This is a genomic window from Kocuria rosea (genome assembly GCF_023715525.1).
Lineage (GTDB): Bacteria > Actinomycetota > Actinomycetes > Actinomycetales > Micrococcaceae > Kocuria > Kocuria rosea_A.
On record NZ_JAMBOG010000006.1, the window covers coordinates 59,705 to 83,822 of the forward strand.

Sequence of the window (24,118 nt, forward strand, 5' to 3'; positions counted from 1 at the left end):
GACGGGGACCGCCCCCAGTCTGCGCGGGCGCGGCGGGCTCGCGCTTGACCCTCCACGACAGGAAGTTGACGCCCTGCGACACGCTCAGGACGCCGCGGGGCCCCGGCGCCGGACCTCGCGGGGCGGGACGCCCCACCACCGCCGGGCGCAGCGGGTGAGGGCGGAGGCCTCGGACAGGCCCACCAGTCCGGCGATCTGGCTCACGGGGACGTCGGTCGTCGTGAGCCAGCGCAGGGCGGCGCCGCGCCGCGTCTCGTCGAGGACGGCGCCGTAGGTGGTGCCCTCGGCCGCGAGCCGGCGCTGGAGGGTGCGGGGGTGCAGGTCCAGCACCCGGGCGACCGCCTCGATCTCGGGGGCGGCCGTGCCGAGCAGCTGCGCCAGGACGCCCCGGACCCGGGGCGTCCACGCAGCGCCCCCGCGGGGGAGCTGGGTGTCGAGGAAGGCCAGCGCCACCTGCCGCACGCGGGCGTCCCCGTGCAGCGGGCGGGCCAGGGTGCTCGTGGGGATGCGCAGCAGCGTCCCGGGCCGGTCCGTGCGCACGGGCACCCCGAAGAACTCCTCGTAGGCGTGGGCCGGTGCGGCCGGGCGGTGGGCGAGCTCGACGGTGCGCAGCCCGTAGCGCCCGCCCACCAGCGAGACCAGGGCCCGGTGCAGCAGCCCCAGGCCGAGGTCGGTGCCCTGGGGGCTGTGCATCGCCTCCGCGGAGCTGCCGTAGCGCACGGCCGTCACGCCGCGGGCGCCGTAGGGGTCCGCCCCGAGGGACAGCTGGAGGAAGGACGCGTGGACGAACAGGTAGCGGGAGGTGCACTCGAGGGCGTCGCGCACCGTCTCGGAGTGCCGGGCGGCGAGCGCCAGGGGCCCGAGCACGCCGGGGTCCTGGCGCGCGGCCACCCGCAGCCCGAGGTCGGGGCAGTCCCGCTCGCGCGCGGCGGTCTCGAGGACCCGCCCCACGGCCTGCGCCGGGACGAGCAGGTCGTCGGTGTCCAGGGCGGCGCGGGGCAGGCCGGCGGCGTCGGCGAGCGCCTCGGCGTCGCCGCCGAGCTCGGCGACCGTGGCGCGGAACCCCCGCAGCGCCGCGGATCTGATGACGGACACGACTTCTCCCTTCTGTCGCCCAGGGTCAAGCAATCGTCGTCCAGCGTCAAGCACGGCGGGGCCGGCTCGGCGATCCTGGAACCATGCCCGAACTCGACCCCTCCTCCGGCGGCGCCCCTGCGGCGGAGCACCGCGACGTGGTCGTCGTCGGCGCCGGCCTCTCCGGGATCGGCGCGGCCTACCGCCTGCAGACGGAGTGCCCGGAGCACTCCTACGTCGTCCTGGAGGCCCGGGACTCCGTCGGCGGGACGTGGGACCTCTTCCGCTACCCCGGGATCCGCTCCGACTCCGACATGTTCACCCTGGGCTACCCGTTCAAGCCCTGGCGGGACCCGCAGTCGATCGCCGACGGCCCGTCCATCCTCGCGTACGTCCGCGAGACGGCGCAGGAGTTCGGCATCGACCGGCACATCCGCTTCCGCACCCGGCTCGTCTCGGCCGACTGGTCCGGCGGCGAGCACCGCTGGACCCTGGGCCTAGAGGAGCGCGGCGAGGACGGCTCCGTGCGCCGGCGCTCCCTGACGTGCTCGTTCCTGTACTCGTGCGCCGGCTACTACGACTACGAGAGCGGCCACGCCCCCGGATTCCCGGGGGCCGAGACCTTCCGCGGGCGCGTGGTGCACCCGCAGTTCTGGCCCGAGGACCTGGACTGGGCCGGCCGGCGGGTGGTGGTGATCGGCAGCGGCGCGACCGCCGTGACCCTCGTGCCGGCCATGGCGGACGAGGCGGCGCACGTGACCATGCTCCAGCGCTCCCCCACGTGGATCAGCGCGGTGCCCGGCCGGGACAGGCGCGCGGACGCGCTGCGCCGGGTGCTGCCGCCGCGGACGGCCCACCGGCTGATCCGCACGAAGAACATCCTCTTCGGCACGGCGTTCTACCAGTTCTGCCGGCGCCGCCCGGCCCTGGCGCGCGCCTTCCTCACGAGCAGGGCCGCCCGGGCCCTCGGCTCCGAGCAGCTGGTCGCCGAGCACTTCACCCCCTCCTACGACCCGTGGGACCAGCGGCTGTGCGCGGTCCCGAACGCGGACCTGTTCAAGGCGCTCAGGAAGGGCCGCGCGGAGGTCGTCACGGACGCGGTCGACACGTTCGTGCCCGAGGGGATCCGGCTGCGCAGCGGGCGGGTGCTCGAGGCCGACGTCGTCGTCACCGCCACGGGGCTGAAGCTGCGGTTCTTCGGCGGGGTGGTGCCCTCGGTGGACGGCACGCCGGTGGAGCTGTCCGAGCAGTTCGTGTGGAACGGGGCGATGCTCACGGGCGTGCCGAACTTCGCGCTGTGCATCGGCTACACCAACGCGTCCTGGACCCTGCGGGCCGACCTGACCCACCGGCTGGTCTGCAAGGTGCTGCGGCACATGGACCGCCACGACGCGGTGGCCGTGGTGCCCCGGCGCGCCGAGGGGATGCGGGAGCACCCGCTGCTGGACCTGAGCTCCGGCTACGTCCGGCGCGCGATCGCGGGCTTCCCCCGCCAGGGGGACCGCCACCCGTGGCGCGTGCGGCAGAACTACCTGCTGGACTCCGCGACCACCCTGCGCACCCCGCTCTCCCGCACCCTCGACCTCGTCCCGCGCACCCGCCGGCGCCGCGGCACCCACCACCAGGAGGCCCTGGCATGAGCGAGCACCCTGCCCCGGACCTCCCGGCGGAGACCACGAACGGGACCACGACGACGGTGCCGGTGGCCGGGCGCCCGGTGCGCATCCGCCTCTCCGGGCCGGCGGACGCCCCGCCCGTCGTGCTGCTGCACGGCATCGGCCGCAGCCTGGAGGACTGGTCGGCCGCCCACGAGCTGCTGGCCCGGGACCACCGGGTGCTCAGCACCGACCTGCCCGGCTTCGGCCTCACCCCGGCGGGGGCGGAGAAGCCGGGGCTGGCGGCGTTCGCGCGCGCCGTGGTCGGCGTGCTCGACGCCGTGGGCGAGGACCGGCCCGTGCACCTGATGGGCAACTCGCTGGGCGGGGCCGTGGCCATGACGGTCGCCGCCGAGCACCCCGAGCGGGTGGCGGGGCTGCTGCTGGCCAACAGCGCGGGCTTCGGCCGCGAGGCCAACGTCTCGCCGATGCCGATGCTCTGGGCCGCGCTGTCCCGGCTGCCCGTGCTCGGCCCCCGCTTCCGGCCCCTCGCGAGGGCGGCCGCGGTGCGCTCCAACCAGAACTGCTTCTTCGACCCGGCCCTCGCCACCCCCCAGCTGCTGCGCCACGCCGCGACGGTGGGCTCCCAGCCGGACTTCCGCGCCACGTTCCTCGGCACCTACCGCAGCATCGGGCTGCCGGTGCTCGGCGTGCTCCCCGGCTGGCGCAAGGACCTGCTGGAGCGGATCCGCGCGTCGGGCGTGCCCGTGCTCGTGGTGTGGGGCGACGCCGACGCCGTGCTGCCCGCTCACCACGCCCGGGCCGCGGCCGCCGCCCTGCCCGCCGCCCGGCTGCACGTCTTCCCGGACACCGGGCACATGCCGCAGATCGAGCGGACCGAGGAGTTCGTGGCGCTGGCCCGCGAGTTCGTGGCCGCGGTGGAGGAGTCGCGCCCGGCCGGGTGACGGGTGCGCGCTCCCCTGATCCGCGGCCCCTCGCGCAGGGGAGGGGCCGCGGATCAGGGGTCGTGGCGCGGCGGGGTGCCCCCGGCGAACGCGCGCGCCCACGCCGCGTCCTTGTACTGCGCCGGGACCGCCCCGCCCAGCAGCTCGCGCGTGAGCGCCGCGGCCTCCGGTGAGCCCTCGGCCGGCAGCGCCGCGTGGGACGCGGCCAGCACGATGTTGCCGTAGCGGCGGCCCTTGAGCATCGCCGGATCGGCCACGGCCGCGACGTGCTCGAACACCGCGGACAGCGCCGCCAACTCGGCCCGGGCCCCGGCGAGGTCCCGGGTGTCGCCGCAGTTGAGCACGTACAGCCCGCCCGGGGCCAGCACCCGCTCCACGTGGCGGACGAACTCCACCGTGGTCAGGGGCTCCGGCGTCACGGCGCCCGCGAACACGTCCCGGACCACGACGTCGCGCGTGGCGGGGGTCAGCGACTCGGTCACCGCCCGGGCCTCCCCCACCCGGATCCGCAGCAGCGGGGCGCGCGGGAGGTCGAACCACGTCCGGACCAGCTCGGCGAGCCGGCCGTCCAGCTCGACCACGACCTGGCGCGCCGCCGGGTGGGCGTGCGCGAAGAAGCGCGCCAGCGAGCAGGCGCCCCCGCCGAGGTGCAGCACCCGCAGCGCCGCCGGGTCCAGGTGCGCGGCGACGTGGGCGTCCACGAGCGCGGCGATCCAGCGCATGTACTCGAAGTCCAGGCGCTCGGGGTGCTCGGGGTCCACGTGGGAGGAGGGCACGCCGTTGACGTGCAGCACCCAGGAGCCGGGCGCGTACTCGTCCGGGACGAGCTCGGCGGTGCCGGTGGAGATCTCGTAGGTGCCGGCCGCGGGGCCGGCGGACGGCGGCGCGTCCGGCGCCCGCCTGGACCGGCGGCTCACGCGGCGCCCGTCCGCACCATCCGGTGCATGTGCTGGCCCGCCCAGGGCCCGCCGGCCGGGAACGACTCGTCCAGGGGACGGAAGCCGTGCTTGGCGTAGAACCGCTCGGCGCGGGGGTTGCCGTCCATGATCCACAGGTAGGCGTCCGCCGGGCCGAGCGCGGCCTCCAGCAGAGCCGCGCCGAGGCCCGTGCCGTGGGTCGCCGCGAGCGTGTAGAGCTGGAACAGCTGCAGCGGCAGGACGGGGGCGGGCACCCCGGCCCTGGCCTCCCACGCCGCGGGAGCCGGTCCGGCCGCGGCCAGGCCGAGGGGGGCGCCGTCGTCGCCGACGGCCAGGAGGGTACGCACGCCCGGGTCGGCGAGGAGCGCGCGGTCGTAGCCGGCCGCGCGCCCGGCCGCGGCGTGCTGCCGCTCGGCGAACGCGTCGCCGAAGAGCGGCCGGTAGGTCTCGTCGAGGCAGCGCCGGTGCAGGGCGGACCACGCCGCGGCGTCGGAGGCGTCCGCGGCCCGCACGTGCACGGTGGTCGCGGAGCGGGTCAGGACTCGATCGCCTGCCGCTGGATCGCGGCCTCGAGCCGCTCGACCTTGCCGCTGAGCTCGCCCGTGCGCCCCGGGCGGATGTCGGCCTTGAGGACGAGGGAGACGCGGGGGCCGAAGGCGCCCACCGCCTCGGTGGCGCGCTTGACGACGTCCATCACCTCGTCCCACTCCCCCTCGAGGGTCGTGAACATGGCATCGGTCTGATTCGGCAGTCCGGACTCGCGGACGACGCGGACGGCGGCGGCGACGGCGTCGTGCACGGACCCGCTCGAGTCCGCACCGCCCGTCGGGGAGACGGAGAAGGCAACCAGCATGCCCCCAGTCTCCCACCCGGGGCGGGTCCGCGACACCCCGCGCCGCACCCCGCGCGGAGTCCCGGGGACGGCGACGGCCCCGTCCCCGGTCCGGCCGGTGGGCGGACCCTAGACTGGGACCAGCACGCCCGCCCCGAGCCCGCCCATCGGAGGACGCCCGCCATGACCCAAGGCATCTACGTCAGCGCCATGACACCGCAGTCCGGCAAGTCGCTCGTGGTCCTGGGGCTCGCCGACTCCCTCTTCCGCAAGACCGACCGCCTGGGCTACTTCCGCCCCGTCCACCTCGGCGCGACGCCGGCGGACGACCCCATGCTCCAGCTGATGAAGCGCAACTTCGGGCTCAAGGACGAGCGCTGCCGCGGGGGCCTGTCCCTGGCACGGACCCGTGAGCTGCTCGCGGCCGGGAACCACGACGAGCTCGACGCGACGGCCGTGAGCGTCTACGCCGAGATGGCCCGGCACTGCGACGTGGTCGTGGTGGACGGGACCGACATGCTGGCCCACAACGCGGCCACCGCGGAGTTCGACATGAACGCCCGGATGGCCAACAACCTCGGCGCCTCCGTCCTCGCCGTGATCGGCGCCGACGAGGCGGAGAGCCCCGACGACGTGCTCAACGCGATCGAGGTCTCCCGCGCCGAGCTCCACCAGGCCGGGTGCGACATCTACGCCGTCATCGTCAACCGGGCGCGGCCCGAGTGGGTGGACCGGCTCACCGCCCACGCCGCGCGCGGGGTGCGCGGTCTGCCGGTCTACGTCATCTCCGAGAACCCGGCCGTGGCCGCGCCCACGGTCGCCGAGCTGCGGGACGCGCACGGGTTCGGCACCGGCCCGGCGCAGGTCTCCCTGGACCGCGACGTCAGGGGCGTGAAGGTCGCGGCCATGACCGTGGGCCACTACCTCGACCAGCTCGCCGACGGCGACTTCGTCATCACGCCCGGGGACCGGGCCGACATCGTGGTCGCCTCCCTGGCCTCGGCCCTCTCCCCCGCCCTGCCCGTCCCCTCGGGGATGCTCCTGACCGGCGGCTTCACCACCGAGGGACGGATCCAGGAGCTCACGGCCGCCGCACCCTTCCCCGTGCTGACCACGGAGCTCGACACCTACAGCGCCGCGCGGGCGGTCTCCCGCGCCCGCGGCACCCTCTCGGGCGCGCACCCCCGCAAGGTGGCGGCCGCCCTGGGCGAGTGGGCCCGCCGCGTGGACGGCCAGGAGCTCGTGAGCCGGCTCGACCTGCCCCGCCCCGCCCGGCGCACCCCCCTGCGCTTCCTGCACGAGCTCGTCGAAGCCGCCCGCGCCGACCGGAAGAACATCGTCCTGCCCGAGGGCGAGGACCCCCGCATCCTGCGCGCCGCGGAGATGATCCACCGCCGCAACTTCTGCGACCTCACCGTCCTCGGCGACCCCGGGAGGATCGCGCAGCTGTGCCAGACCGAGGGCATCAACCTCGACTTCGACGAGGACGGGCTCACGCTCATCGACTTCGAGCACGACGAGGTCCTGCGGGAGAAGTACGCCGACGAGTACGTGCGGCTGCGCGCGCACAAGGGCGTGCAGAAGGAGGCGGCGCTCGAGCGGATGCTCGACGGCTCCTACTTCGGCACCATGATGGTGCAGACGGGCGACGTGGACGGCATGGTCTCCGGGGCGGCCCACACCACCGCCAACACCATCCGCCCGGCCCTCGAGTTCGTGAAGACCGCCGAGGGCGTGAAGATCGTCTCCTCGGTGTTCTTCATGCTCCTCGCCGACCGCGTCCTCGTCTACGGCGACTGCGCCGTGAACCCGAACCCGGACGAGCAGCAGCTCGCGGACATCGCGCTCGCCTCCGCCCGCACCGCCCGCCGGTTCGGGGTGGAGCCCAAGGTCGCGATGCTCTCCTACTCGACCGGCGGCTCGGGCTCCGGCCAGGACGTCGACAAGGTGCGCGCGGCCACCGAGATCGTCCGCAGCATGCACCCCGACTTCGAGGTCGAGGGCCCGATCCAGTACGACGCCGCGGTCGACGCCTCCATCGCCGCCTCCAAGCTCCCCGGCTCGGCCGTGGCCGGGCAGGCCACCGTGTTCGTCTTCCCGGACCTGAACACGGGCAACAACACGTACAAGGCCGTCCAGCAGTCCGCGGGCGCCGTGGCCGTCGGCCCGGTCCTGCAGGGGCTGCGCAAGCCCGTCAACGACCTCTCCCGCGGCTGCACCGTGGACGACATCGTCAACACGGTCGCGATCACCGCGATCCAGGCCCAGAGCATGTAGTCCACCACCCGCCGTCCCCGCCCCGCCGTCCCCAGGGAGTTCGCCCATGCTGGTCCTCGTCGTCAACTGCGGCTCGTCCTCGCTCAAGTACCAGGTCCGGGAGGTCGTGGCCGTCCCGGACGTCGAGCCGCAGCCCTACACCTCGACCATGCCGGCCCTGGACGAGAACGTCCCGCTGGAGGTCGCCACCCGGGGGGAGGTGGGCGGCGAGGTGCTGGCCTCCGGGCTGGTCGAGAACATCGGCGGGCCCGGGATCCGCGACCACACGCAGGCCCTCGAGCTGCTGGCCGAGCGGCTCGAGGAGGAGCTGGCCGGGCGCACGATCGACGCCGCGGGCCACCGGGTGGTGCACGGCGGGGAGCGCTTCTCCGCCCCGGTGCTGGTCAACAACGAGATCATCCGGGAGATCGAGCGCCTGGCCCCGCTGGCCCCGCTGCACAACCCCGCGGCCGTGCTGGGGCTGCGCGCCGTGCAGCGGACGTGGCCGCACCTGCCGCAGGTCTGCGTGTTCGACACCGCCTTCCACCGCACCATGCCCGAGCACGTCTGGCGCTACGCCATTCCCGAGGACATGTACACCCGCTACGGGATCCGCCGCTACGGCTTCCACGGCACCTCCCACGACTACGTGACCGGACAGGCCGCACAGTTCCTGGGCGTCGCGCGTGATCAGTTCGCCGCCGTCGTCGCCCACCTGGGCAACGGCGCCTCCGTGACCGCGATCAAGGACGGGCGCTCCTACGACACCTCCATGGGCTACACCCCGCTGGCGGGCCTCGTGATGGGCACGCGCTCCGGGGACCTCGACCCGTCCGTGGTCACGGCCATCATGCGCCGGGACCCCGCCGCGGACCCGGAGACGCTCGACGCCATGCTCAACAAGGAGTCCGGGCTCAAGGCGATCGCCGGCGACCACGACATGCGCGCCGTCCAGGAGGCCGCGGACGCCGGTGACGAGCGCGCGGAGCTGGCCCTGGAGATGGCCGCCTACCGCCTGGCGAAGTACGTCGGCGGCTACCACGTGGCCGTGGGCGGGACGCAGGCCCTCGTGTTCACGGCCGGGATCGGCGAGAACGCCGCCCCGTTCCGCCGGCGCGTGTGCGAGCGGCTGGGCGCCCTCGGCATCACGGTCGACGACGACGCCAACGCCGTCCGCTCCCCCGAGGTGCGCCGCATCTCCGCCCCGGGCTCCGCCGTGGAGGTGCTCGTGGTGCCGACCGACGAGGAGCGGGCGATCGCCGAGGCGACCGCGGCCCTGGTCGACCGCCGCCGCAGCCGCTAGCTGTACCCGGGCAGGGGATTGGTAGCGCGGTGTTGACGTGAGGAGAGCCTCCGGGTGGGGTGTGGCTTGTCGAAGGCCCACATCCACCACGGAGGCTCCCATGTCCCACGGTAATGCCCGCACCACCGTCCACGGCAGGCTCCTGATCGTGCAGCGCCACCAGGCCGGGATGCCCAAGGCCCACATCGCCGCGGCCATGGGTGTGTCCCGCAAGTGCGTGGCGACCTGGATCGCCCGCTACGAGCACGAGGGTGAGGCCGGCCTCCACGACCGGTCCTGTCGCCCGCACACCACCCCGACCCGCACCCGACCCGAGGTCGAGCAGCAGGTGCTGGCGCTGCGCCGCACCACCCGGCGGGGTCAGGACTGGCTCGGCCCCGAACTCGGGATGGCCCCCAGGACCGTGGGACGGGTCCTGCGCCGCCACCGGGTCCCGTACCTGCGGGAGCTGGACCGGCTCACCGGGGCGGTCATCCGGGCCTCGAAGGCCACCGCGGTGCGCTACGAACGCGACCGGCCCGGGGAGCTGGTGCACATGGACGCCGAAGTTGCTCGGCCGGATCCCTGACGGTGGCGGGTGGCGGGCTCACGGGCGAGCCGGCAGCCGCCTCGGGCGGGACCGCAGCACCCGGGTGGGGTTCGACTACGTCCACTCACTGGTCGATGACTACTCCCGTCTGGCCTACTCCGAGGTCCTGGCCGATGAGAAGGGCACCACCTGTGCAGGGTTCCTGGCCCGGGCCGCGGCCTACTTCGCCGCCCATGGCATCCCCCGGATCGAGCGGGTGATGACCGACAACGCCTGGGCCTACCGCCATTCCACGGCCGTGCGCGAGGTCATCACTACCCTGGGCGCGAGGCAGGTGTTCATCCGCCCGCACTGTCCCTGGCAGAACGGGAAGGTGGAGCGGTTCAACCGCACCCTGGCCACCGAGTGGGCCTACCGGCAGGTCTTCACCAGCAACGACGAACGCGCCGCGGCCCTTGCCCCGTGGCTCGAGCACTACAACACTGGCAGGCGTCACAGCGCACTCGGAGGCCACCCGCCGATCAGCCGCCTGCGACCAACCCAGTGACCGGGTACAGCTAGCCGGGCGCCCCCAGGACGGCACGCCGCTGACCGGACCGGCGGCGTGCGCCTCGTGGACCGGGGCCCGTGGCCCCGGGGCGTCAGCGCGAGGTGCTGGAGGCCCGGCCGCCCCGACCGCCCGGCCGCCCCGGTGATGAACACCGGCTTGCGCCCGACCCGGTCGGCGACCATGGCCGCCGCGGGGATCGCGAGCAGGGCCACGGCGTTGGCGATGACGGAGACCCAGAGCATGCTCGAGCGCTCCAGGCCCACCACGGAGGTGGCGAAGGACAGCGACCACACCAGGAACACCACGTTGACGGTGTTGATCATCGCCGCGCACGCGATCCGGGCCACGGCGCTCTTGTGGTGCTTCAGCATCAGCGACAGCGGGGTGGCCGGCTTCCGCCCCGGCAGCCCGGCGCGGGCCTGGACGAAGGCGGGCGGCTCCTCCAGGTGGCGGCGGATCAGGTAGGCCACGACCACCACGACGGCGGAGAGCCAGAACGGGACCCGCCAGCCCCAGCTGAACAGCTGCTCCTCGGTGAGGACCAGGGTGAAGGGGATGAACACGGCCGTGGCCAGCAGGATCGCCACCGCCGGGGAGGTCTCGGCGGGGAAGAACAGGTGGTTGAGCACCAGCGCGGCGGCGGTGCCGTAGACGGCGAAGTCGTAGTACTCCAGGGCCGAATCGATCCAGCTGGCCAGGGCCGCCCTCTTCGGCGTCTTGACATGGGCGGCCGATGGTGAGGCGTGGGCCATCACGGGACCCTTCACTCGGAGGTCTGGTGGTCGGGAAGGAGGGGCGGCAGGAGGCCCGGCGCTCACGCCCGGGATCAGGAGAGGCGCCCGGAAGCACCTTCCACCTTGTTCTCACATGTTGGCAATAATTGCTGTACATTGGACTATCGGAATGATCCGCATCACACCCGGCGCCAAGGGAGGAACCGCGATGACGGACAGGACCGGCACGGTCGGCAAGGCTCTCGGGGTGCTCACGCTGCTCGGCGAGTACCCCCGGGGGGCGATAGCGGGCCAGATCGCCGAGGCGGCGGGGTACCCCTTCAGCACGGCCTACCGCCTGCTCAACACCCTGGTCGACGCCGGTTTCGCCACCTACGACCCGCAGGAGAAGCGCTACGGGCTGGGCCTGCGGATCTACCAGCTGGGCCAGAAGGTCGCCCACCAGCGGGGCTTCGAGGGGGCGGCGGTCCCGGTCCTGCAGCAGCTGACCGACCTCACCGGGGAGAGCTCGATCCTGGCCGTGCTCGACGGCGACCGGTTCCTGACGGTGCACAAGGTGGACGGACCACAGTTCCGCACCACCACCGACCCCGGCGACCGCGGACCCCTGCACACCTCCTCCCTCGGCAAGGCCCTGCTCGCCTTCGCCGATCCCGCCACGCGCGAGCACCTGCTGGAGACCGTCGACCTGACCCCGCGCACCGAGCACTCGGTCACCGACCGCGACGAGCTCCGGCACCAGATCGAGCAGGTCCACCGACAGGGCTGGGCCGGCCAGTCCGAGGAGAACGACATCGGCATGGCCGCCGTCGCCGTTCCCGTCCTGTCCCCGTCGAACCGGCTGATCGCCGCGGTCTCCCTGGCGGCCCCCGTCTTCCGGACCGATCTGCGGGGACTGCAGGACCACCTGCCCGAACTGCGCCGGGCCGCCGCCACCCTCGCGCTGGAGCTGCCGCTGCGGCCGTGACCATCCGCCGGGCGCCCCGTCCGCCCCGGGGCACATCCCTCGCAGGCCGCGCCCCGCGGCTTCGCCGCCGGACTCGCCACGCAGCTGCCCGAGGTCCCCCGGGAGCACGTGGTCCAGATCGGCACCGGCGGAGCCGGCTCCGCGGTGGCCTCCGCCCTGCTCTCCTCAGGCGTGCGCACCCTGCACCTGTTCGACCTCGACCCCGCCCGCGCCGCCGAGCGCGCGGCGGCCCTGGCCGCGCTGCACCCCGACCGGCAGGTCGCCGCCGCCACCGCCGAGACCCTGCACGTCCAGCAGGGCTGAGCCGCGCGGAGGGGACCCGCGCGAGGACAGCGTCCCCGTGCTACCCCCCCCCTTGACGCCACGCAGCAACCCCGGGGGCAGGACCACCCGCTTCCGACCAGGGCTTTCGTCGACCCCTTCCGTCCGTGACCCCGGCGGGACGCCGCCGGTCGGGTCGCGCTCCTGGAGCCACCTGCATCCGGACCCATGCGGTACGAGAGGTGAGCACCCCGATCACGGTCAACATGAACAGCGCCGCGCTCCGCGAGCTGGAACGGCAGGTCCGGGCCGCGCCCGTCCCGGCCCGGGAGGCCCGCACCCGGCCGGCGGTCCCCGCCGGAGCGGTCACGAGCTGCACGACCGCCCGAGCCCCGGACCGTCAGGACCGGTGACCGGAGGAGTCCCGGCGCAGCACCCACACGTTGTCGTTCCCGTGGCGCTCGAAGACCACGGTGCTCACCAGCGCCTGGATCAGGGACAGGCCCCGGCCGGACTCCCCGTGCACCCCGGCGTCCGCGCCGGAGGTGAGGTCCACCTCGGCCGGGGCGGCGTTGAGCTCGTAGACCCTGGCCTCCAGCCGGAAGGCTCCGGCGGTGAGCTCCACCTCGAGCTCCAGGGGCGCCTCCGCGGCGGGCACCGCGTGGGCGACGACGTTCGCGGCCGCTTCCACGACCGCCAGGGTGAACGCCATCCGGTCGGCCTCGGGCACGAAGTCCGCCTCCGCCCACATCCCGTCGAGGTCGTCGTGCACGGCCTCGACGGTCGCGGCGGTGGCGGGCCCTCGGCGGACCCGCCGCACCACGCTCTCAGGCACCGGCGAACGCCTGGTCCGGCGTGTCGTACGGGGTGAGCACCCGGTGCATGCCGGTGAGCTCCAGCACCATCCTCACCTGCGGGCCCACGCCGGCGATGCGCAGGTCCCCTCCTGCCCCCCGGGCGACCTTCAGGCAGCCGACCAGGGCCCCCAGCCCGGAGGAGTCCATGAACTCCACCCCGCCCAGGTCGACCACCACGCGGTTGGACCCACCGTCCACCACCTCGGCCACGACCTCCCGCAGCCGGGGGGCCCCCACCATGTTCAACCGGCCCGTGCCGGTGATCAGGGCGTAGCCCGGCCTGTGCTCGACGGTGAACTGCATCGACATTCCTCTCCTGGACGGCGCCGCCCGCGCGGTCCGCGGCGACGGTCACCCCGCGGGGCACGGGCCGATCGCACGTGTTGCGGGCGACACCGACCAGCGTACCGATCGCCGCGCCCGATCGGCCGACCGGCGCGGGCCGGGCCGCGCCTCAGCGGGGGATGATCCCGAACAGGAACCTCTTCTTCACCATGACCCACAGCAGGCCCAGGACCACGACGTAGGCGGCGGTGTTGAGCCACAGGTTGCCCCGCTGCAGCGCGGGGACGTTGGTGACGGCCAGGATGACGAACACGTGGACGACGAAGACGTAGAGGGTGGCCTGGCCCAGGGGGATGAGGAACCAGCCCAGGGCGCGGTGGAGGGGCCGCCAGCAGACGCTGAGCAGGGTGTACGCGGCGACGACGACCAGCAGCACGTTCAGCAGCCGGCCGACGCCCAGGTAGGTGCGCCCGAAGAAGCGGTCGTAGACCGCGCGGAAGGACGACTCCGGGAGCAGCGTCAGGCGCACGTCGTAGGCGTTGGTGAGGTAGGGGCTGGACCAGGAGAACAGGGCGAGGGCGGCTGCCAGCACCAGGCAGGCCACCAGCAGCACCCGCCGCGGCGGGGCGGCGAACCACGCGACGATCTGCCGGCGGTAGTAGCCGCCGACCATGCCCAGCACGAACAGCACCTGCCACACCAGCAGCGGGAAGGAGTCCTCGAACTGGGACGGCAGGAGGCGGATCCGCAGGAGGGATCCCCCGGCGTAGAGCGCCAGGCTGACCCCGAGGACCGCCCACGCCCGGCCACGGGCCAAGGCGGTCAGCACCAGGGGGCTGAGCAGCAGCAGGATCACGTACAGGCCCATGATGTTGAACTGCCACGGTCCGATCTGCAGGAGGAACACCGCCGGGATCGCGTGCGCCGAGACGGGGTACGCGACCAGGCCCTCCATCCCGGCGTAGAGGTCGTAGACGGCGCCGGCCGCACCGGCGCCGGCGGCACCGGTGCCCTGGTCGGTGAAGGTCGTGACGGCCGTGGCGTCGAGGAACGGCAGCCGGCTCAGCGCGAAGACGAGCAGCACCACGACCAGGGCGGTGACGTAGAGCTTCCGGGCCCGTGAGGTCGTGCGGTCCAGGACCTCCCCCAGCTCGTCCCGCGCCCGGGGCCCGTACACCAGGCCCAGGACGGCCCCGGACAGCAGCACGAACAGCTCCGCCCCCGAGACCACCCCGACGGTCTCCTGGGTGAGCAGCTGGAACAGCGAGGCGAGGCCGACGTGGTTGACGACGACGAAGACGATGGCCACCCCGCGCAGCATGTCGATCCGGGCGTCGCGCGGCGACGGGTCCGTGTAGGCCCACCCCGTGACGGGACGCCGGGAGAACAGCAGGCTCAGGAGCACGACTGCGGTCAGGACCGCCACCGCGCTCGCCCAGGCGGCCGGGCCCTCCAGCACGGTCCCTGCCGCGGCGGATCCGCCGCCGTGCAGCACGGTCCGCTCGGTGACCGGGCCGGTCACCACCGGCGTGCCCTCCAGCCGGTCGCCGGCGGCGGCGGCCAGCTCGGGGTCGGCGGTGATCCGCCAGTCCACGGTCGCGGCCCCCTCGCCGCGCTGCTCGACGGTCTCGTTCCACACCACGGCCGCGATCCGGTCGTAGTCCCCGCCGGATGCCGCCGCGAGGACCTGGTCCCACCAGCCGCTCTTGATCTCCCGCTCCGGTGCACCCTCCGCACCGGGGCTGTAGAAGGCGGACGTCTCGACCATCAGAGGTTTGTCGCGGCCGGCCGCGTAGGCGGCGTAGAAGTCCTCCCCGGCGGGCGGGCCGGTGGCGCGGGCCGGGCCCAGCTGCGCCTCGAAGGCCCCGGGGGCCGCGACGGTGTTGCGGACCGGCCCGTCGCCGGTGTCGTCGTGGTAGGCGGACAGCCCCACCCAGTCCACGACGTCGTCACCGGGGTAGTAGGGGCGGTAGGCGTCGTCGTCCTGGTTCCACACCCCGTTGCCGTCGGTGTCCAGCGCGCCCAGGTCCCCGCCCGACGGCGGGACGGTCGAGGCGGCACGGAAGGGGTAGTCACCGCCCACGGTGGGCGACCACACCATCACGGGGTCGCCCAGCTCGGCGTCCATCGCCTTCGCCACGGCGCGGAAGGCGTCGCGGTACGCCTCGGGCTGCTGCCCCCAGGGCACCCAGGAGGCGTTCATCTGCGGGGCGAACCGGACGAACACGGTGCCCTCGTACCCCTCGGCGACGTCCGCCACCTGCGCGGCCAGGACCGCGGCCCGGGCGTCGTCCACCTTCTCCAGGGACACCTCGGGCCGGACGGTGAGCAGCGCGTGCGCCCCCTGGCCGGCGACCTGCACGAAGAAGTCCCGGAGGTAGCCCTGCTCCTGGTCGCTCATCGGCAGCTGGACCGGGCGGCCGTAGACGGCGGCCGGGGCGCCCGACCGTTCCGCGTGAGCGGCGGCCGAGTCCGTGGCCCAGTCCAGCAGCGCCCCGAGGTACGGCCCCCCGGACGGGCTCGAGCCGGCGGGCGCGTCGTCCGCCGCCCGCGCCGAGGTGGCCGGGAGGACCAGCGCGGCCAGCGCCAGCAGGACGACGGCGAGCAGCGCAGCACGCACGGATCGGTGGGCGATGGAGTTCACGGTGTTCCTCCGCGCTGGGGGGGGGTGACGGGGGCAGGACCCATTGTGCCGCCCCGGGGCCCGGGCACGACGCCACGGCGCGGCCGGGCAGGACAGGATCCCGCAGGGCGGGCCGCTGGCGGACGAGCGAGCACGGTGGCGCCGTCGGTGACTGCACCGCGCCGCGGCGTCCCCTAGTCTGGTGTCTCGGTCCCGCGGCGCGGTCGTCGCCCCGGGTCCCCGACGAGGGAGGACTGGCTTTGCACCGCTTCTGGATTCGCCTGTTGGTGGTTCTGACCGTTGTGCTGGGCGTCAACTACGTGGCGTGGCGGTGGCTGGAGTCGCTGAACTGGTCCGCGTGGTGGATCGCCGTGCCGCTGGTGCTGGCCGAGACCTACAGCCTGATCGACGTGACGCTGTTCGGCCTGACCATGTGGCGGTTGAAGGAGCGCACTCCGCCACCGGCGCCGCCGGGGATGACGGTGGACGTGTTCATCACCACCTACAACGAGCCGCTGGAGATGGTGCTCGAGACCGCCCGCGCCGCGCAGGCGATCCGGTACCCGCACAATACGTGGATCCTCGACGACGGCGCCCGGGCGGAGCTGCGCGAGCAGGCCCGGCGGGAGGGCATCGGCTACCTCACCCGCAGCGCCGACTGGGCGGACCGGCCCCGCCACGCCAAGGCCGGCAACCTCAACAACGCCCTGATGATGACCCAGGGCGAGTTCCTGCTGATCCTCGACGCCGACCAGGTCCCCAAGCCCGAAATCCTCGACCGGACCCTGGGCTACTTCAACAACCGCAAGGTCGCCCTGGTCCAGACCCCGCAGTGGTTCGTCAACGTGCCCGAGAGCGACCCGCTGGGCAGCCAGGCCCCGCTGTTCTACGGCCCGCTCCAGCAGGGCAAGGACGGCTGGAACGCGGCCTTCTTCTGCGGCTCCAACGCGATCCTGCGCCGGGAGGCGCTGATGCAGCTGGGCCTGGTCGGCTACGTGGACGAGGTCGAGCGCAACATCCGCCGGGCGCTGAAGGGCTCGCGCTCGGCCGTGCGCAAGGCGCGCAAGTCCGGCCAGGCGGCCGATCCCGTGGTGGCCCGGCTGCTGGACGAGGTCGAGCGGGTGACCCACCAGGCGGAGGTCGACCTCAAGCGCGGCCGGTCGCTGAGCGAGATCACCTACGAGGTCCGGCGCACCGTGGACTCCGCCGTCCAGGAACTGGTCGCCGCGGACTTCTCCGCCCTGCAGGCGGACCTGGCGGAGATCGCGGCCATGGGCCTCGACGCCGGCCACGGCCCGCTCGCCCCCGACGAGGTGGACGAGGCCGTGGCCCGCCTCTCCGGCCGGGAGTGGTCCCCGCTGGGGGCCCTGGAGTCGGTCCAGGCCGTCCTCGACGCGATCTCCGTGGAGCGCGGCAACGAGGCCCAGCCGATCATGCCGCTGGCGACGATCTCGGTGACCGAGGACATGGCCACCTCCATGCGCATGCACGCCATGGGCTGGAAGAGCGTGTACCACCACGAGATCCTGGCCATCGGCCTGGCCCCGGAGGACCTCAAGACCATGCTCACCCAGCGCCTGCGCTGGGCCCAGGGCACGATCCAGGTGCTGCTGCGGGAGAACCCGCTGACCAAGCGCGGCATGAAGTGGACCCAGCGCCTGATGTACTTCGCCACGATGTGGAGCTACCTGGCCGGCTTCGCGGCCGTGGTCTACATCGCCGCGCCCATCATCTACCTCGTGCTGGGGGTCCTGCCGGTCGCCAGCCTGAGCACCGAGTTCTTCATCCGGTTCATCCCCTTCATGGTCATCAACCAGGTCCTGTTCGCGGTCGCCGGGCGCGGGGCGAAGACCTGGCGCGGGCAGCAGTACAGCCTCGCGCTGTTCCCGACCTGGATCAAGGCCTGCACCACGGCCGCGCGCAACGTGTGGTTCGGCCGGCCCCTGGGCTTCGCCGTCACCCCGAAGGTGAAGGAGGGCACCAGCCGCGACTGGCACCTGATCCGCCCCCAGCTGATCGCCATGGGACTGCTGACCGGCGCTCTCGTGGTGGGCCTCGTGCGCCTGGCCGTGGGGCTCAACGAGCCCGTCGGCACCCTGGTGAACGTGGCCTGGGTGGTGTACGACCTGGTCGTCTTCAGCGTGCTGATCCAGGCCGTGCGCTACGACGGCTACGCCCCGGAGGAGAAGACGACCGACCCGGTGCCGAGCTGACGGGCGCGAGGACGTCCCCGTGGCCCGCCGGACCGGCTCGCGCACGACCCCGGACCACCGCAGCCGCGCGGCCCCGGGCACGGGGCGCAACGGCGACCGGAGCGCCGCCCGCCCCTCCCGCCGCGCCGTGCTGGCCGGGGCCGGAGCACTGACGCTGGCGGCCTGCACCGAGCGGAGCACCATGCGCAACACCATCGAGTCCATCCCCCCGCACCACCGCATCCGGCCGCTGGAGCACGGGGTGTTCCTCCCCGGCGGTCCGCAGGAGGGCCCGGCCTACGCCGCGCTGACCGGTTCCGCCCCGCGGTGGATGCTCCTGTTCCGCGACTGGACCCACGAGACCCCGCCGCTGGGGGTCCTCGACGCCGTGCTGGCCCAGGGCGCCACCCCCGTGCTCACCTGGGAGCCCTGGTACGCCCCCTCCGGCGGCGCCGGGTCCGCCGGAGGGGCCCGGCAGCCGCCCTTCGCCCTCGACCGGCTGCTCGCGGGCGACCACGAATACCGGATCCGCACCTGGGCGGAGGCCCTGGCCGGGTGGGGCCGGGACCTCGTGCTGCGCTTCGCGCACGAGATGAACGGCGACTGGTACCCCTGGGGCGCCGGGGTGCAGGCCAACACGGCCGAGCAGTACGTCCGGGCGTGGCGGCACGTCCACGACCGCTTCGCCGCGGCCGGCGCCGACAACGTCCGCTGGTGCTGGGCCCCCAACGTCCCGGCGCCCACGGGGGAGGGTCCCGGCGGGACCGGGCTGGCGGACTTCTTCCCGGGCCCTGACGTGGTCGACCTCCTCGGGATCGACGGCTACAACTGGGGCTCCGCCACGCCGCCCCTGGCCTGGACCGGCCCGCAGGACCTCTTCGGTCCCGGCCTCGAGGAGCTCCGCGCCCTCCGGAGCGGCCTGCCGGTCCTCGTGACGGAGACCGCCTCGGCCGAGGGGACCCGGGACGGGGAGTCGAAGGCCGGGTGGATCGCCCAGCTCTTCGACTTCCTCGACCGGCAGGGGGACGTGCGCGCCGTCGTCTGGTTCCAGGAGGACAAGGAGCGCGACTGGAGGGTCGACTCCTCCCCCGCCGCCCTGGCCGCCTACCGCCAGGCCCTGACCGGCACGCGCTAACTCCCCGCCCTGTTCACCCGGTGTTGCGCAGCCCGGCGGACACCCCGTTGATCGTGATCAGCAGCGCCCGCTGCAGCCCCTCGTCCGGCTCCTCCCCGGCCTGCCGGATGCGGCGCAGCAGCTCCACCTGCAGGTAGGAGATCGGGTCGAGGTACTGGTCGCGGACCACGAGCGTCTGCTTGAGCGTGGGGTTGCCTCCCAGCGGCTCCTCCTCCCCGGTGAGCCGGGCCAGCTCGGCGCAGGTGAGCTCGAACTCCTCGCGGACGGCGTCGAAGACGTGGCGCAGCCGCTCGGGCACGAGCGCCCGGACGTAGTGCGCGGCGATCTCGAGGTCCGTCTTCGCCACGGTCATCTCCACGTTGGAGACCACGGAGCGGAAGAAGTGCCAGCGCTCCAGCATGGCGCGCAGGTCCTCCTCCATCCCCGCCTCGCGCGCGGCCCGCAGCCCCGAGCCCACGCCGAACCAGCCCGGGACGATCTGCCGGGACTGGGTCCACCCGAAGACCCACGGGATGGCCCGCAGCCCCTCGATCCCCGTGTCCGACGACGGGCGCTTGGCCGGGCGGGAGCCGATGTTCAGGGCCCCGAGCTGCTCCACGGGGGTCGCGGCCACGAAGTACTCGGGCAGGTCGGGGTCCTCCACGAGGCCGCGGTAGGCGGCGAAGGCGGCGTCGCTGACGGCGTCCATCACCTCGCCCCACCGGTCCAGCTCCTCCTCCGTGGAGCGCGGGTCCTGGTGCAGGGCGGTCGCGCGCAGCACCGCGGCCAGGGACAGCTCGAGGTTCTCGCGGGCCAGCGCGGGCAGGGAGTACTTGTCGCTGATCACCTCGCCCTGCTCCGTGAACCGGATCTCCCCGGCCAGGACGCCGCTGGGCTGGGCGAGGATCGCGTCGTGGGTGGGCCCGCCGCCGCGGCCCACGGAGCCGCCGCGGCCGTGGAACAGGCGCAGCCGGACCCCGTGGCGGGCGGCGACGTCGCGCAGCCGGCGCTCCGTGCGGTGGATCTCCCACCGGCTGGTCATCACCCCCGACTCCTTGTTGGAGTCGGAGTAGCCGAGCATGACCTCCTGGAGGTCCCCGCGCGCCCGCACCACCTGACGGTAGGCGGGGTCGGAGAGCAGCTCGTCGATCACCTCGGCGGAGCGGCGCAACTCGTGCACCGTCTCGAGCAGGGGCGCGAAGCCGATGGTGGCGCGGGCGCGCTCGCCGGTGAGGTCCACGAGCCCGGCCTCGCGGGCCAGCACCACGGGGGCCAGGATGTCGTCCGCCCCGCGGGTCATGGACACGATGTAGGTCTCCACGACCTCCTCGCCGTAGATCGCCTGTGCGCGGGCGATCTCCCGGAAGACGGCGAACGTGCGGTCGGCGTCGCCGTCCAGCTGCACGGCCCCGGTGGCGAGCCCGGGAGGGGCGAGCGGTCGGCGCCCGGCCAGCTCCCCCGAGAGCACCCGTGAGCGCCCGGCCCGGTCGAGCTCCGCGTACGGCCGGTCCAGCTCCCCGAGCCGGTCGAGGAGCTGGCCCACGGCCTCGTGGTGGGCGTCGGCGTGCTCGCGCACGTCCAGCGTGGCCAGGGCCAGGCCGAACCCGGCGATGGTGCGGGTGGCGGCCGCGAGGGACCCTCCGGCGGCGAGCTCCCCCGCGTGCCGGCGCAGGGAGCGCGCCACCACGCCGAGGTCCTCGAGCAGCTCGGCCGTGGTGCGGTAATCCCGGCCCGGCTCGTGGGCGGTCTCCTCGGCGAACCGGCGGCGGGTGTTGAGCAACTTGGCCTTGATGCACGTGAGCTTCAGCCGGTACGGCTCCTGCGTGTTGAGCTCCAGCACCCGCGGGTCCAGGCCGGGCAGGTGCGCCACGTCCTCCGTCAGGGACGCCAGCAGCTCGGGCTCCACGTCGACGATCGCGGTGGAGGAGGACAGCCGGGACACCAGCACGTCGAGGAAGCCCAGGGCGACGTCGACGGCGGCCTGCCCCTGCAGCTGCAGCACCCGGCGGGTGATCTCCGGGGTGACGTTGGGGTTGCCGTCGCGGTCCCCGCCGATCCAGGAGCCGAAGCGCAGCGGCGGGATCCCCGCCGGCAGCGCCACGTCGTGCTGTCCGAGCAGGTCCTCGAGGTCGGCGAGCAGCACAGGCATGGTCTCGGTGAGCACCTCCCGCAGGTAGTAGAGGGCGTTGCGGGCCTCGTCCAGCGGGGTGGGGCGGTTCTGGCGCAGCTCGTCCGTCTGCCACAGGAGCTCGATGAGCTCCGCGAGGCGCCGGTCCTGGCGGCGGCGGGCCGCGGAGCCCTCGGGCGGGCTCTGCGCCAGGAGGTCGGAGAGGTGGCGGATCTTGGTCAGCACCGACCGGCGGGAGGCCTCGGTGGGGTGGGCGGTGAACACCGGGCGCACGTCGAGGCGGTCGACGGCCGCCCGCAGCGTCCCGGGCCCGGCCTCCCGGACGACGTCGGCGACGGCGGCGGCGAGCCACCCGTCCTCCTCGGGGCGCTGCTCGAGCAGGCGCACCCGGTGCACCTGCTCGGCCGCGTTGGCGAGGTGGAAGTAGTGGGCGAAGGCCCGCACCAGGTCGGTGGCCTGCTCCAGCGGCAGCGACCCGAGCAGCTCGCGCACGCGGCGGGCGGCGTCGTCTCCCGGGGAGGCCTTCGCCTCCTTGGTGAGCAGGCGGACCTGCTCCACCAGCTCGAGCAGCTCCGGGCCGCGCTGGCGCACCAGGGTCTCGCCCAGCAGGGTGCTGATCCGCCGGACGTCCGCGCGCAGCGGCGCGTCGATGACGTGCGCGTCGGCGACCTGGGCGTCGGTCCGGTCCTCGGTGGGGGCGGCGGTGCGGTGGTGCTGGGTCATGGTCGACAGCTCCTGCCTGGACGGTCGGCGGCGTTCCCGCGCACGACCGTCGGCCGGTCGCGCCGTCGGTGCCTTGCGCCACAGACTACCCCGGTGCCGCGGCGCCGCACGGATCCGTCCCCACTGTGGCACGCACCGGGGAGCACACCGGGAAAACCCGTGCCGCCCCGGCGCCGGGGCGGTAGGTTCGGCGGTGAGCAGCACCGTCCGCCCCGCTCCAGGAGGCACCCGCCATGACCCAGAACCCCGACGGCGCTCCGGACCCCGGCTTCCAGGGCCCCGGCTTCCAGGGCCCCGGTGCCCCGCGGCCGCCCGGCGGCGGGCAGCCGCCGCTCCACCCCGGCGGTCCACCGCCCCAGCACCCCGGCGGGCAGCGGCCCTACCACCCCGGGGGCGGACGGCCCCCGCAGTGGAGCGGCCCGGGCGGGCCGACGGTCCCGCCGCGGCCGCCGATGACCGGCCCGCTGCGGCTGCTGCTGAAGCTGACCCTCGTGTCCTTCGCGGTGGGCGTGCTCAACAGCGTCGTGGAGACCCTCGCGGGGCCCACGCTCCCGGGCACGGAGGGCATGGGCCCGGCGGTGGGGACGCCGGGGGGCGGGCTGGTCGCCATCGCCCTGGTGATGGGGCTGGTGCTGACCGCCGGGCTCTACGCGCTGGTGTACTTCCCGCTGCGCGACCAGCGGCAGTGGGGCTGGGTCCTGGGCCTCGTGTTCTGCTCGCTGGCCGTCCTCGGCGACGCGTTCAGCCTGGTGCTGCAGCTCGTGGGCGGGCACCTGCTGCCCGGCCTGACCACGCTCGTGCTCGTGGGGGTCAACGTCGCGTGGCTCGCGGTCGCGAGCAGGCCCGGGGTCCGGGCGGCGCTGCGCTGAGCGGGCCCCGGGGACGGAGCGCTAGGACCCCGCCGTGATGGGCGGAGCGGCGGACCAGGGGAAGACGATCCACTCGTCGGTGGCCTTCCACACGTAGTCCGGCTCGATGACGGAGCGGGGCTTGCTGTAGATCACCGCGGAGCGCGCCTCGGCGCCGAAGCCGCGCAGCAGCTCGAGGACGAGCGCGAGGGTGCGCCCGGAGTCGGCGACGTCGTCGACGACGAGCAGCTTCTGCCCGGTGATGGACTCGGTGTCGAGCATCGGGGCCAGCAGCACCGGGTCGGGCAGGGTCTGGTGCACGTCGGTGTAGAACTCCACGTTGATCGCGTCGGAGAGCTTGACCCCCATCGCGTAGGAGAGGGCCCCCGCCGGCAGGAGGCCGCCGCGGGCCACCGCGATGATGATGTCCGGGACGAAGCCGCTGTCCACGACGCTCCGGGCGAGCTCCTGGGTCGCCTCGCCGAAGCGCTCCCAGGTCAGGATCTCCTTGCCCTCGAGCTCGAGGGCATCCGCGTGATAAGCCATGCGCCTCAGGCTACCCGAGCCGCGGGGGGTGCCCCTGCCGGTGGAGGATTGCACCCCGAAGCAGTAAGTTTGCTGATCGGATCCTCCGCGGCCTCCTGTGCCGCGACCGAACAGAGAGGGGCACCATGCGCGAGCACCGCGCCGAGGGCCGCACGGCCCTGCTGGTCATCGACATGCAGAACTCCTACTTCGACTTCCCCGAGCTCGAGGAGCAGCGCGAGTCCGTGACGGAGAAGGCCAACGAGCTGATCCGCTGCGCCCGCGGCGCCGGCTGCCCGATCCTGCTGATCCGCACCCAGCACGAGCGGGACCGCTCCACCTGGACGGTCAACATGCAGGACGACGACCAGGGCTTCGCCTACCCCGGCACGGAGCAGGCCGAGTACGTCGCCGGCCTCGACACCGAGGACGGGGTGGGCCTCGTCAAGACGCGCGACAGCGCGTTCTTCGACACGGACCTCGCGGCGCGGCTGCGCAATCTCGGCGTGAGTCACCTCGTGCTGTGCGGGATCTCGACGCACAGCTGCGTGGCCCAGACCGCGATCGACGCGTTCGCCCACAACTTCCGCGCCGCCGTGGCCCGGGACGCGGTCGCCTCCGAGAACCCGGACCTCTCCCGGGCGCTGCTCGCCTTCCTCGAGGACGAGATGCGCCAGGACGTCCTGCACCAGGCCGACGCCCTGGCCCGGCTGGAGGGCTGAGCCCCGCAGCGCCCCCCGGCCCGATGTGACACGGTGCGTCGTGCCGGTGCGCCCCGTGCCCGCCGCCCGCGACGGCGGCGGGCACGGGTGCCACAGGGTTTTCTCAAGTGTGCTTTCG

Annotated in this window: 21 protein-coding genes and 1 pseudogene; 12 read left to right on the forward strand and 10 right to left on the reverse strand. The window is 74.1% G+C overall.

Features of this window, described 5'->3' with window-relative positions:
• Positions 1-84: 84 nt before the first annotated feature.
• Positions 85-1,095 (reverse strand): AraC family transcriptional regulator, encoded by a 1,011-nt coding sequence (locus M3185_RS05945; protein WP_251332753.1) that lies wholly within the window; start codon positions 1,093-1,095, stop codon positions 85-87.
• 83 nt (positions 1,096-1,178) lie between these two features.
• On the opposite strand from M3185_RS05945, the gene M3185_RS05950 reads away from it, so the two are divergent.
• Positions 1,179-2,714 (forward strand): flavin-containing monooxygenase, encoded by a 1,536-nt coding sequence (locus M3185_RS05950; RefSeq protein WP_251332754.1) that lies wholly within the window; start codon positions 1,179-1,181, stop codon positions 2,712-2,714.
• On the forward strand, positions 2,711-3,634 hold the full coding sequence (locus M3185_RS05955; protein ID WP_251332755.1) for an alpha/beta fold hydrolase: 924 nt from the start codon (positions 2,711-2,713) through the stop codon (positions 3,632-3,634). The genes M3185_RS05950 and M3185_RS05955 overlap by 4 nt, the downstream gene beginning before the upstream one ends.
• Before the next feature lie 53 nt (positions 3,635-3,687).
• Here M3185_RS05955 and M3185_RS05960 read toward each other — a convergent pair whose 3' ends face one another.
• Genes M3185_RS05960 through M3185_RS05970 form a run of 3 tightly spaced genes read right to left on the reverse strand, consistent with a single transcriptional unit; the run spans position 3,688 to position 5,404 of the window.
• Positions 3,688-4,551: a spermidine synthase gene (locus tag M3185_RS05960; protein ID WP_251332756.1), complete on the reverse strand. Its 864-nt coding sequence runs from the start codon at positions 4,549-4,551 to the stop codon at positions 3,688-3,690.
• A complete protein-coding gene (locus M3185_RS05965) occupies positions 4,548-5,063 on the reverse strand; it encodes a GNAT family N-acetyltransferase (RefSeq protein ID WP_251332757.1) in 516 nt (171 codons plus the stop codon). Before M3185_RS05965 ends, M3185_RS05960 begins: the two co-directional genes overlap by 4 nt.
• Before the next feature lie 23 nt (positions 5,064-5,086).
• Positions 5,087-5,404: a thiamine-binding protein gene (locus tag M3185_RS05970; protein WP_251332758.1), complete on the reverse strand. Its 318-nt coding sequence runs from the start codon at positions 5,402-5,404 to the stop codon at positions 5,087-5,089.
• A gap of 162 nt (positions 5,405-5,566) precedes the next feature.
• On the opposite strand from M3185_RS05970, the gene pta reads away from it, so the two are divergent.
• The 3 genes and pseudogenes from pta to M3185_RS05985 all read left to right on the forward strand — a co-directional run bounded on the left by pta (position 5,567) and on the right by M3185_RS05985 (position 10,018).
• Positions 5,567-7,660, forward strand: a complete 2,094-nt coding sequence (gene pta / locus M3185_RS05975) for a phosphate acetyltransferase (protein ID WP_251332759.1) — start codon at positions 5,567-5,569, stop codon at positions 7,658-7,660.
• Between the two features lie 46 nt (positions 7,661-7,706).
• Positions 7,707-8,942, forward strand: a complete 1,236-nt coding sequence (locus tag M3185_RS05980) for an acetate/propionate family kinase (RefSeq protein ID WP_251332760.1) — start codon at positions 7,707-7,709, stop codon at positions 8,940-8,942.
• A 100-nt stretch (positions 8,943-9,042) separates the two neighbouring features.
• Positions 9,043-10,018 (forward strand): annotated as a pseudogene (locus tag M3185_RS05985) (IS481 family transposase).
• On the opposite strand, the gene M3185_RS05990 reads toward M3185_RS05985, so the two are convergent.
• Entirely contained in the window at positions 9,964-10,773 is an 810-nt protein-coding gene (locus M3185_RS05990; protein ID WP_251332761.1) for a hypothetical protein, read from the reverse strand. The pseudogene M3185_RS05985 and the gene M3185_RS05990 overlap by 55 nt on opposite strands.
• Positions 10,774-10,963: 190 nt before the next feature.
• Here M3185_RS05990 and M3185_RS05995 point away from each other — a divergent pair, with 190 nt between their 5' ends.
• From M3185_RS05995 to M3185_RS06005, 3 genes are all read left to right on the forward strand, one after another.
• Positions 10,964-11,722 carry an IclR family transcriptional regulator gene (locus tag M3185_RS05995; RefSeq protein WP_251332762.1) on the forward strand — a complete coding sequence of 253 codons (759 nt, stop codon included), beginning with the start codon at positions 10,964-10,966 and terminating at the stop codon, positions 11,720-11,722.
• Positions 11,723-11,830: 108 nt separating this feature from the next.
• Complete coding sequence (locus M3185_RS06000) at positions 11,831-12,025, forward strand: hypothetical protein (protein WP_374238472.1); 195 nt, start codon at positions 11,831-11,833, stop codon at positions 12,023-12,025.
• A 200-nt stretch (positions 12,026-12,225) separates the two neighbouring features.
• Positions 12,226-12,396: a hypothetical protein gene (locus M3185_RS06005; RefSeq protein WP_251332763.1), complete on the forward strand. Its 171-nt coding sequence runs from the start codon at positions 12,226-12,228 to the stop codon at positions 12,394-12,396.
• On the opposite strand, the gene M3185_RS06010 is transcribed toward M3185_RS06005, so the two are convergent.
• The 3 genes from M3185_RS06010 to opgC all read right to left on the reverse strand — a co-directional run bounded on the left by M3185_RS06010 (position 12,384) and on the right by opgC (position 15,769).
• A complete protein-coding gene (locus M3185_RS06010; protein WP_251332764.1) occupies positions 12,384-12,818 on the reverse strand; it encodes an ATP-binding protein in 435 nt (144 codons plus the stop codon). The genes M3185_RS06005 and M3185_RS06010 overlap by 13 nt on opposite strands.
• A complete protein-coding gene (locus M3185_RS06015) occupies positions 12,811-13,143 on the reverse strand; it encodes an STAS domain-containing protein (protein WP_251332861.1) in 333 nt (110 codons plus the stop codon). The genes M3185_RS06010 and M3185_RS06015 overlap by 8 nt, the downstream gene beginning before the upstream one ends.
• 151 nt (positions 13,144-13,294) lie before the next feature.
• Entirely contained in the window at positions 13,295-15,769 is a 2,475-nt protein-coding gene (gene opgC, locus M3185_RS06020; RefSeq protein ID WP_251332765.1) for an OpgC domain-containing protein, read from the reverse strand.
• Between the two features lie 239 nt (positions 15,770-16,008).
• Here opgC and M3185_RS06025 point away from each other — a divergent pair, with 239 nt between their 5' ends.
• On the forward strand, positions 16,009-17,961 hold the full coding sequence (locus tag M3185_RS06025; RefSeq protein WP_251332766.1) for a glycosyltransferase: 1,953 nt from the start codon (positions 16,009-16,011) through the stop codon (positions 17,959-17,961).
• A 19-nt stretch (positions 17,962-17,980) separates the two neighbouring features.
• Positions 17,981-19,075, forward strand: coding sequence for a glycoside hydrolase family 26 protein (locus M3185_RS06030; protein ID WP_251332767.1), 1,095 nt, complete (start codon positions 17,981-17,983; stop codon positions 19,073-19,075).
• Positions 19,076-19,088: 13 nt separating this feature from the next.
• On the opposite strand, the gene ppc is transcribed toward M3185_RS06030, so the two are convergent.
• Entirely contained in the window at positions 19,089-21,905 is a 2,817-nt protein-coding gene (ppc, locus tag M3185_RS06035) for a phosphoenolpyruvate carboxylase (protein WP_251332768.1), read from the reverse strand.
• Between the two features lie 233 nt (positions 21,906-22,138).
• On the opposite strand from ppc, the gene M3185_RS17100 reads away from it, so the two are divergent.
• Complete coding sequence (locus tag M3185_RS17100; RefSeq protein ID WP_285859547.1) at positions 22,139-22,774, forward strand: hypothetical protein; 636 nt, start codon at positions 22,139-22,141, stop codon at positions 22,772-22,774.
• Between the two features lie 21 nt (positions 22,775-22,795).
• On the opposite strand, the gene M3185_RS06045 is transcribed toward M3185_RS17100, so the two are convergent.
• Positions 22,796-23,299, reverse strand: a complete 504-nt coding sequence (locus M3185_RS06045; RefSeq protein WP_251332769.1) for a phosphoribosyltransferase — start codon at positions 23,297-23,299, stop codon at positions 22,796-22,798.
• Positions 23,300-23,424: 125 nt separating this feature from the next.
• Here M3185_RS06045 and M3185_RS06050 point away from each other — a divergent pair, with 125 nt between their 5' ends.
• The gene (locus M3185_RS06050) at positions 23,425-24,000 is read left to right on the forward strand and encodes a cysteine hydrolase family protein (protein ID WP_251332770.1); all 576 of its coding nucleotides are present in this window, start codon (positions 23,425-23,427) and stop codon (positions 23,998-24,000) included.
• The last annotated feature ends 118 nt before the right edge of the window (positions 24,001-24,118 follow it).

Coding starts and splice junctions, on each gene's coding strand:
- ppc (WP_251332768.1), bottom strand. CDS start 21,905: ATGACCCAGCACCACCGCACCGCCGCCCCCACCGAGGACCGGACCGAC.
- pta (WP_251332759.1), top strand. CDS start 5,567: ATGACCCAAGGCATCTACGTCAGCGCCATGACACCGCAGTCCGGCAAG.
- M3185_RS05950 (WP_251332754.1), top strand. CDS start 1,179: ATGCCCGAACTCGACCCCTCCTCCGGCGGCGCCCCTGCGGCGGAGCAC.
- M3185_RS06045 (WP_251332769.1), bottom strand. CDS start 23,299: ATGGCTTATCACGCGGATGCCCTCGAGCTCGAGGGCAAGGAGATCCTG.
- M3185_RS05970 (WP_251332758.1), bottom strand. CDS start 5,404: ATGCTGGTTGCCTTCTCCGTCTCCCCGACGGGCGGTGCGGACTCGAGC.
- M3185_RS06050 (WP_251332770.1), top strand. CDS start 23,425: ATGCGCGAGCACCGCGCCGAGGGCCGCACGGCCCTGCTGGTCATCGAC.
- M3185_RS05995 (WP_251332762.1), top strand. CDS start 10,964: ATGACGGACAGGACCGGCACGGTCGGCAAGGCTCTCGGGGTGCTCACG.
- M3185_RS06015 (WP_251332861.1), bottom strand. CDS start 13,143: ATGCAGTTCACCGTCGAGCACAGGCCGGGCTACGCCCTGATCACCGGC.
- M3185_RS05990 (WP_251332761.1), bottom strand. CDS start 10,773: ATGGCCCACGCCTCACCATCGGCCGCCCATGTCAAGACGCCGAAGAGG.
- M3185_RS05980 (WP_251332760.1), top strand. CDS start 7,707: ATGCTGGTCCTCGTCGTCAACTGCGGCTCGTCCTCGCTCAAGTACCAG.
- M3185_RS05955 (WP_251332755.1), top strand. CDS start 2,711: ATGAGCGAGCACCCTGCCCCGGACCTCCCGGCGGAGACCACGAACGGG.
- M3185_RS17100 (WP_285859547.1), top strand. CDS start 22,139: ATGACCCAGAACCCCGACGGCGCTCCGGACCCCGGCTTCCAGGGCCCC.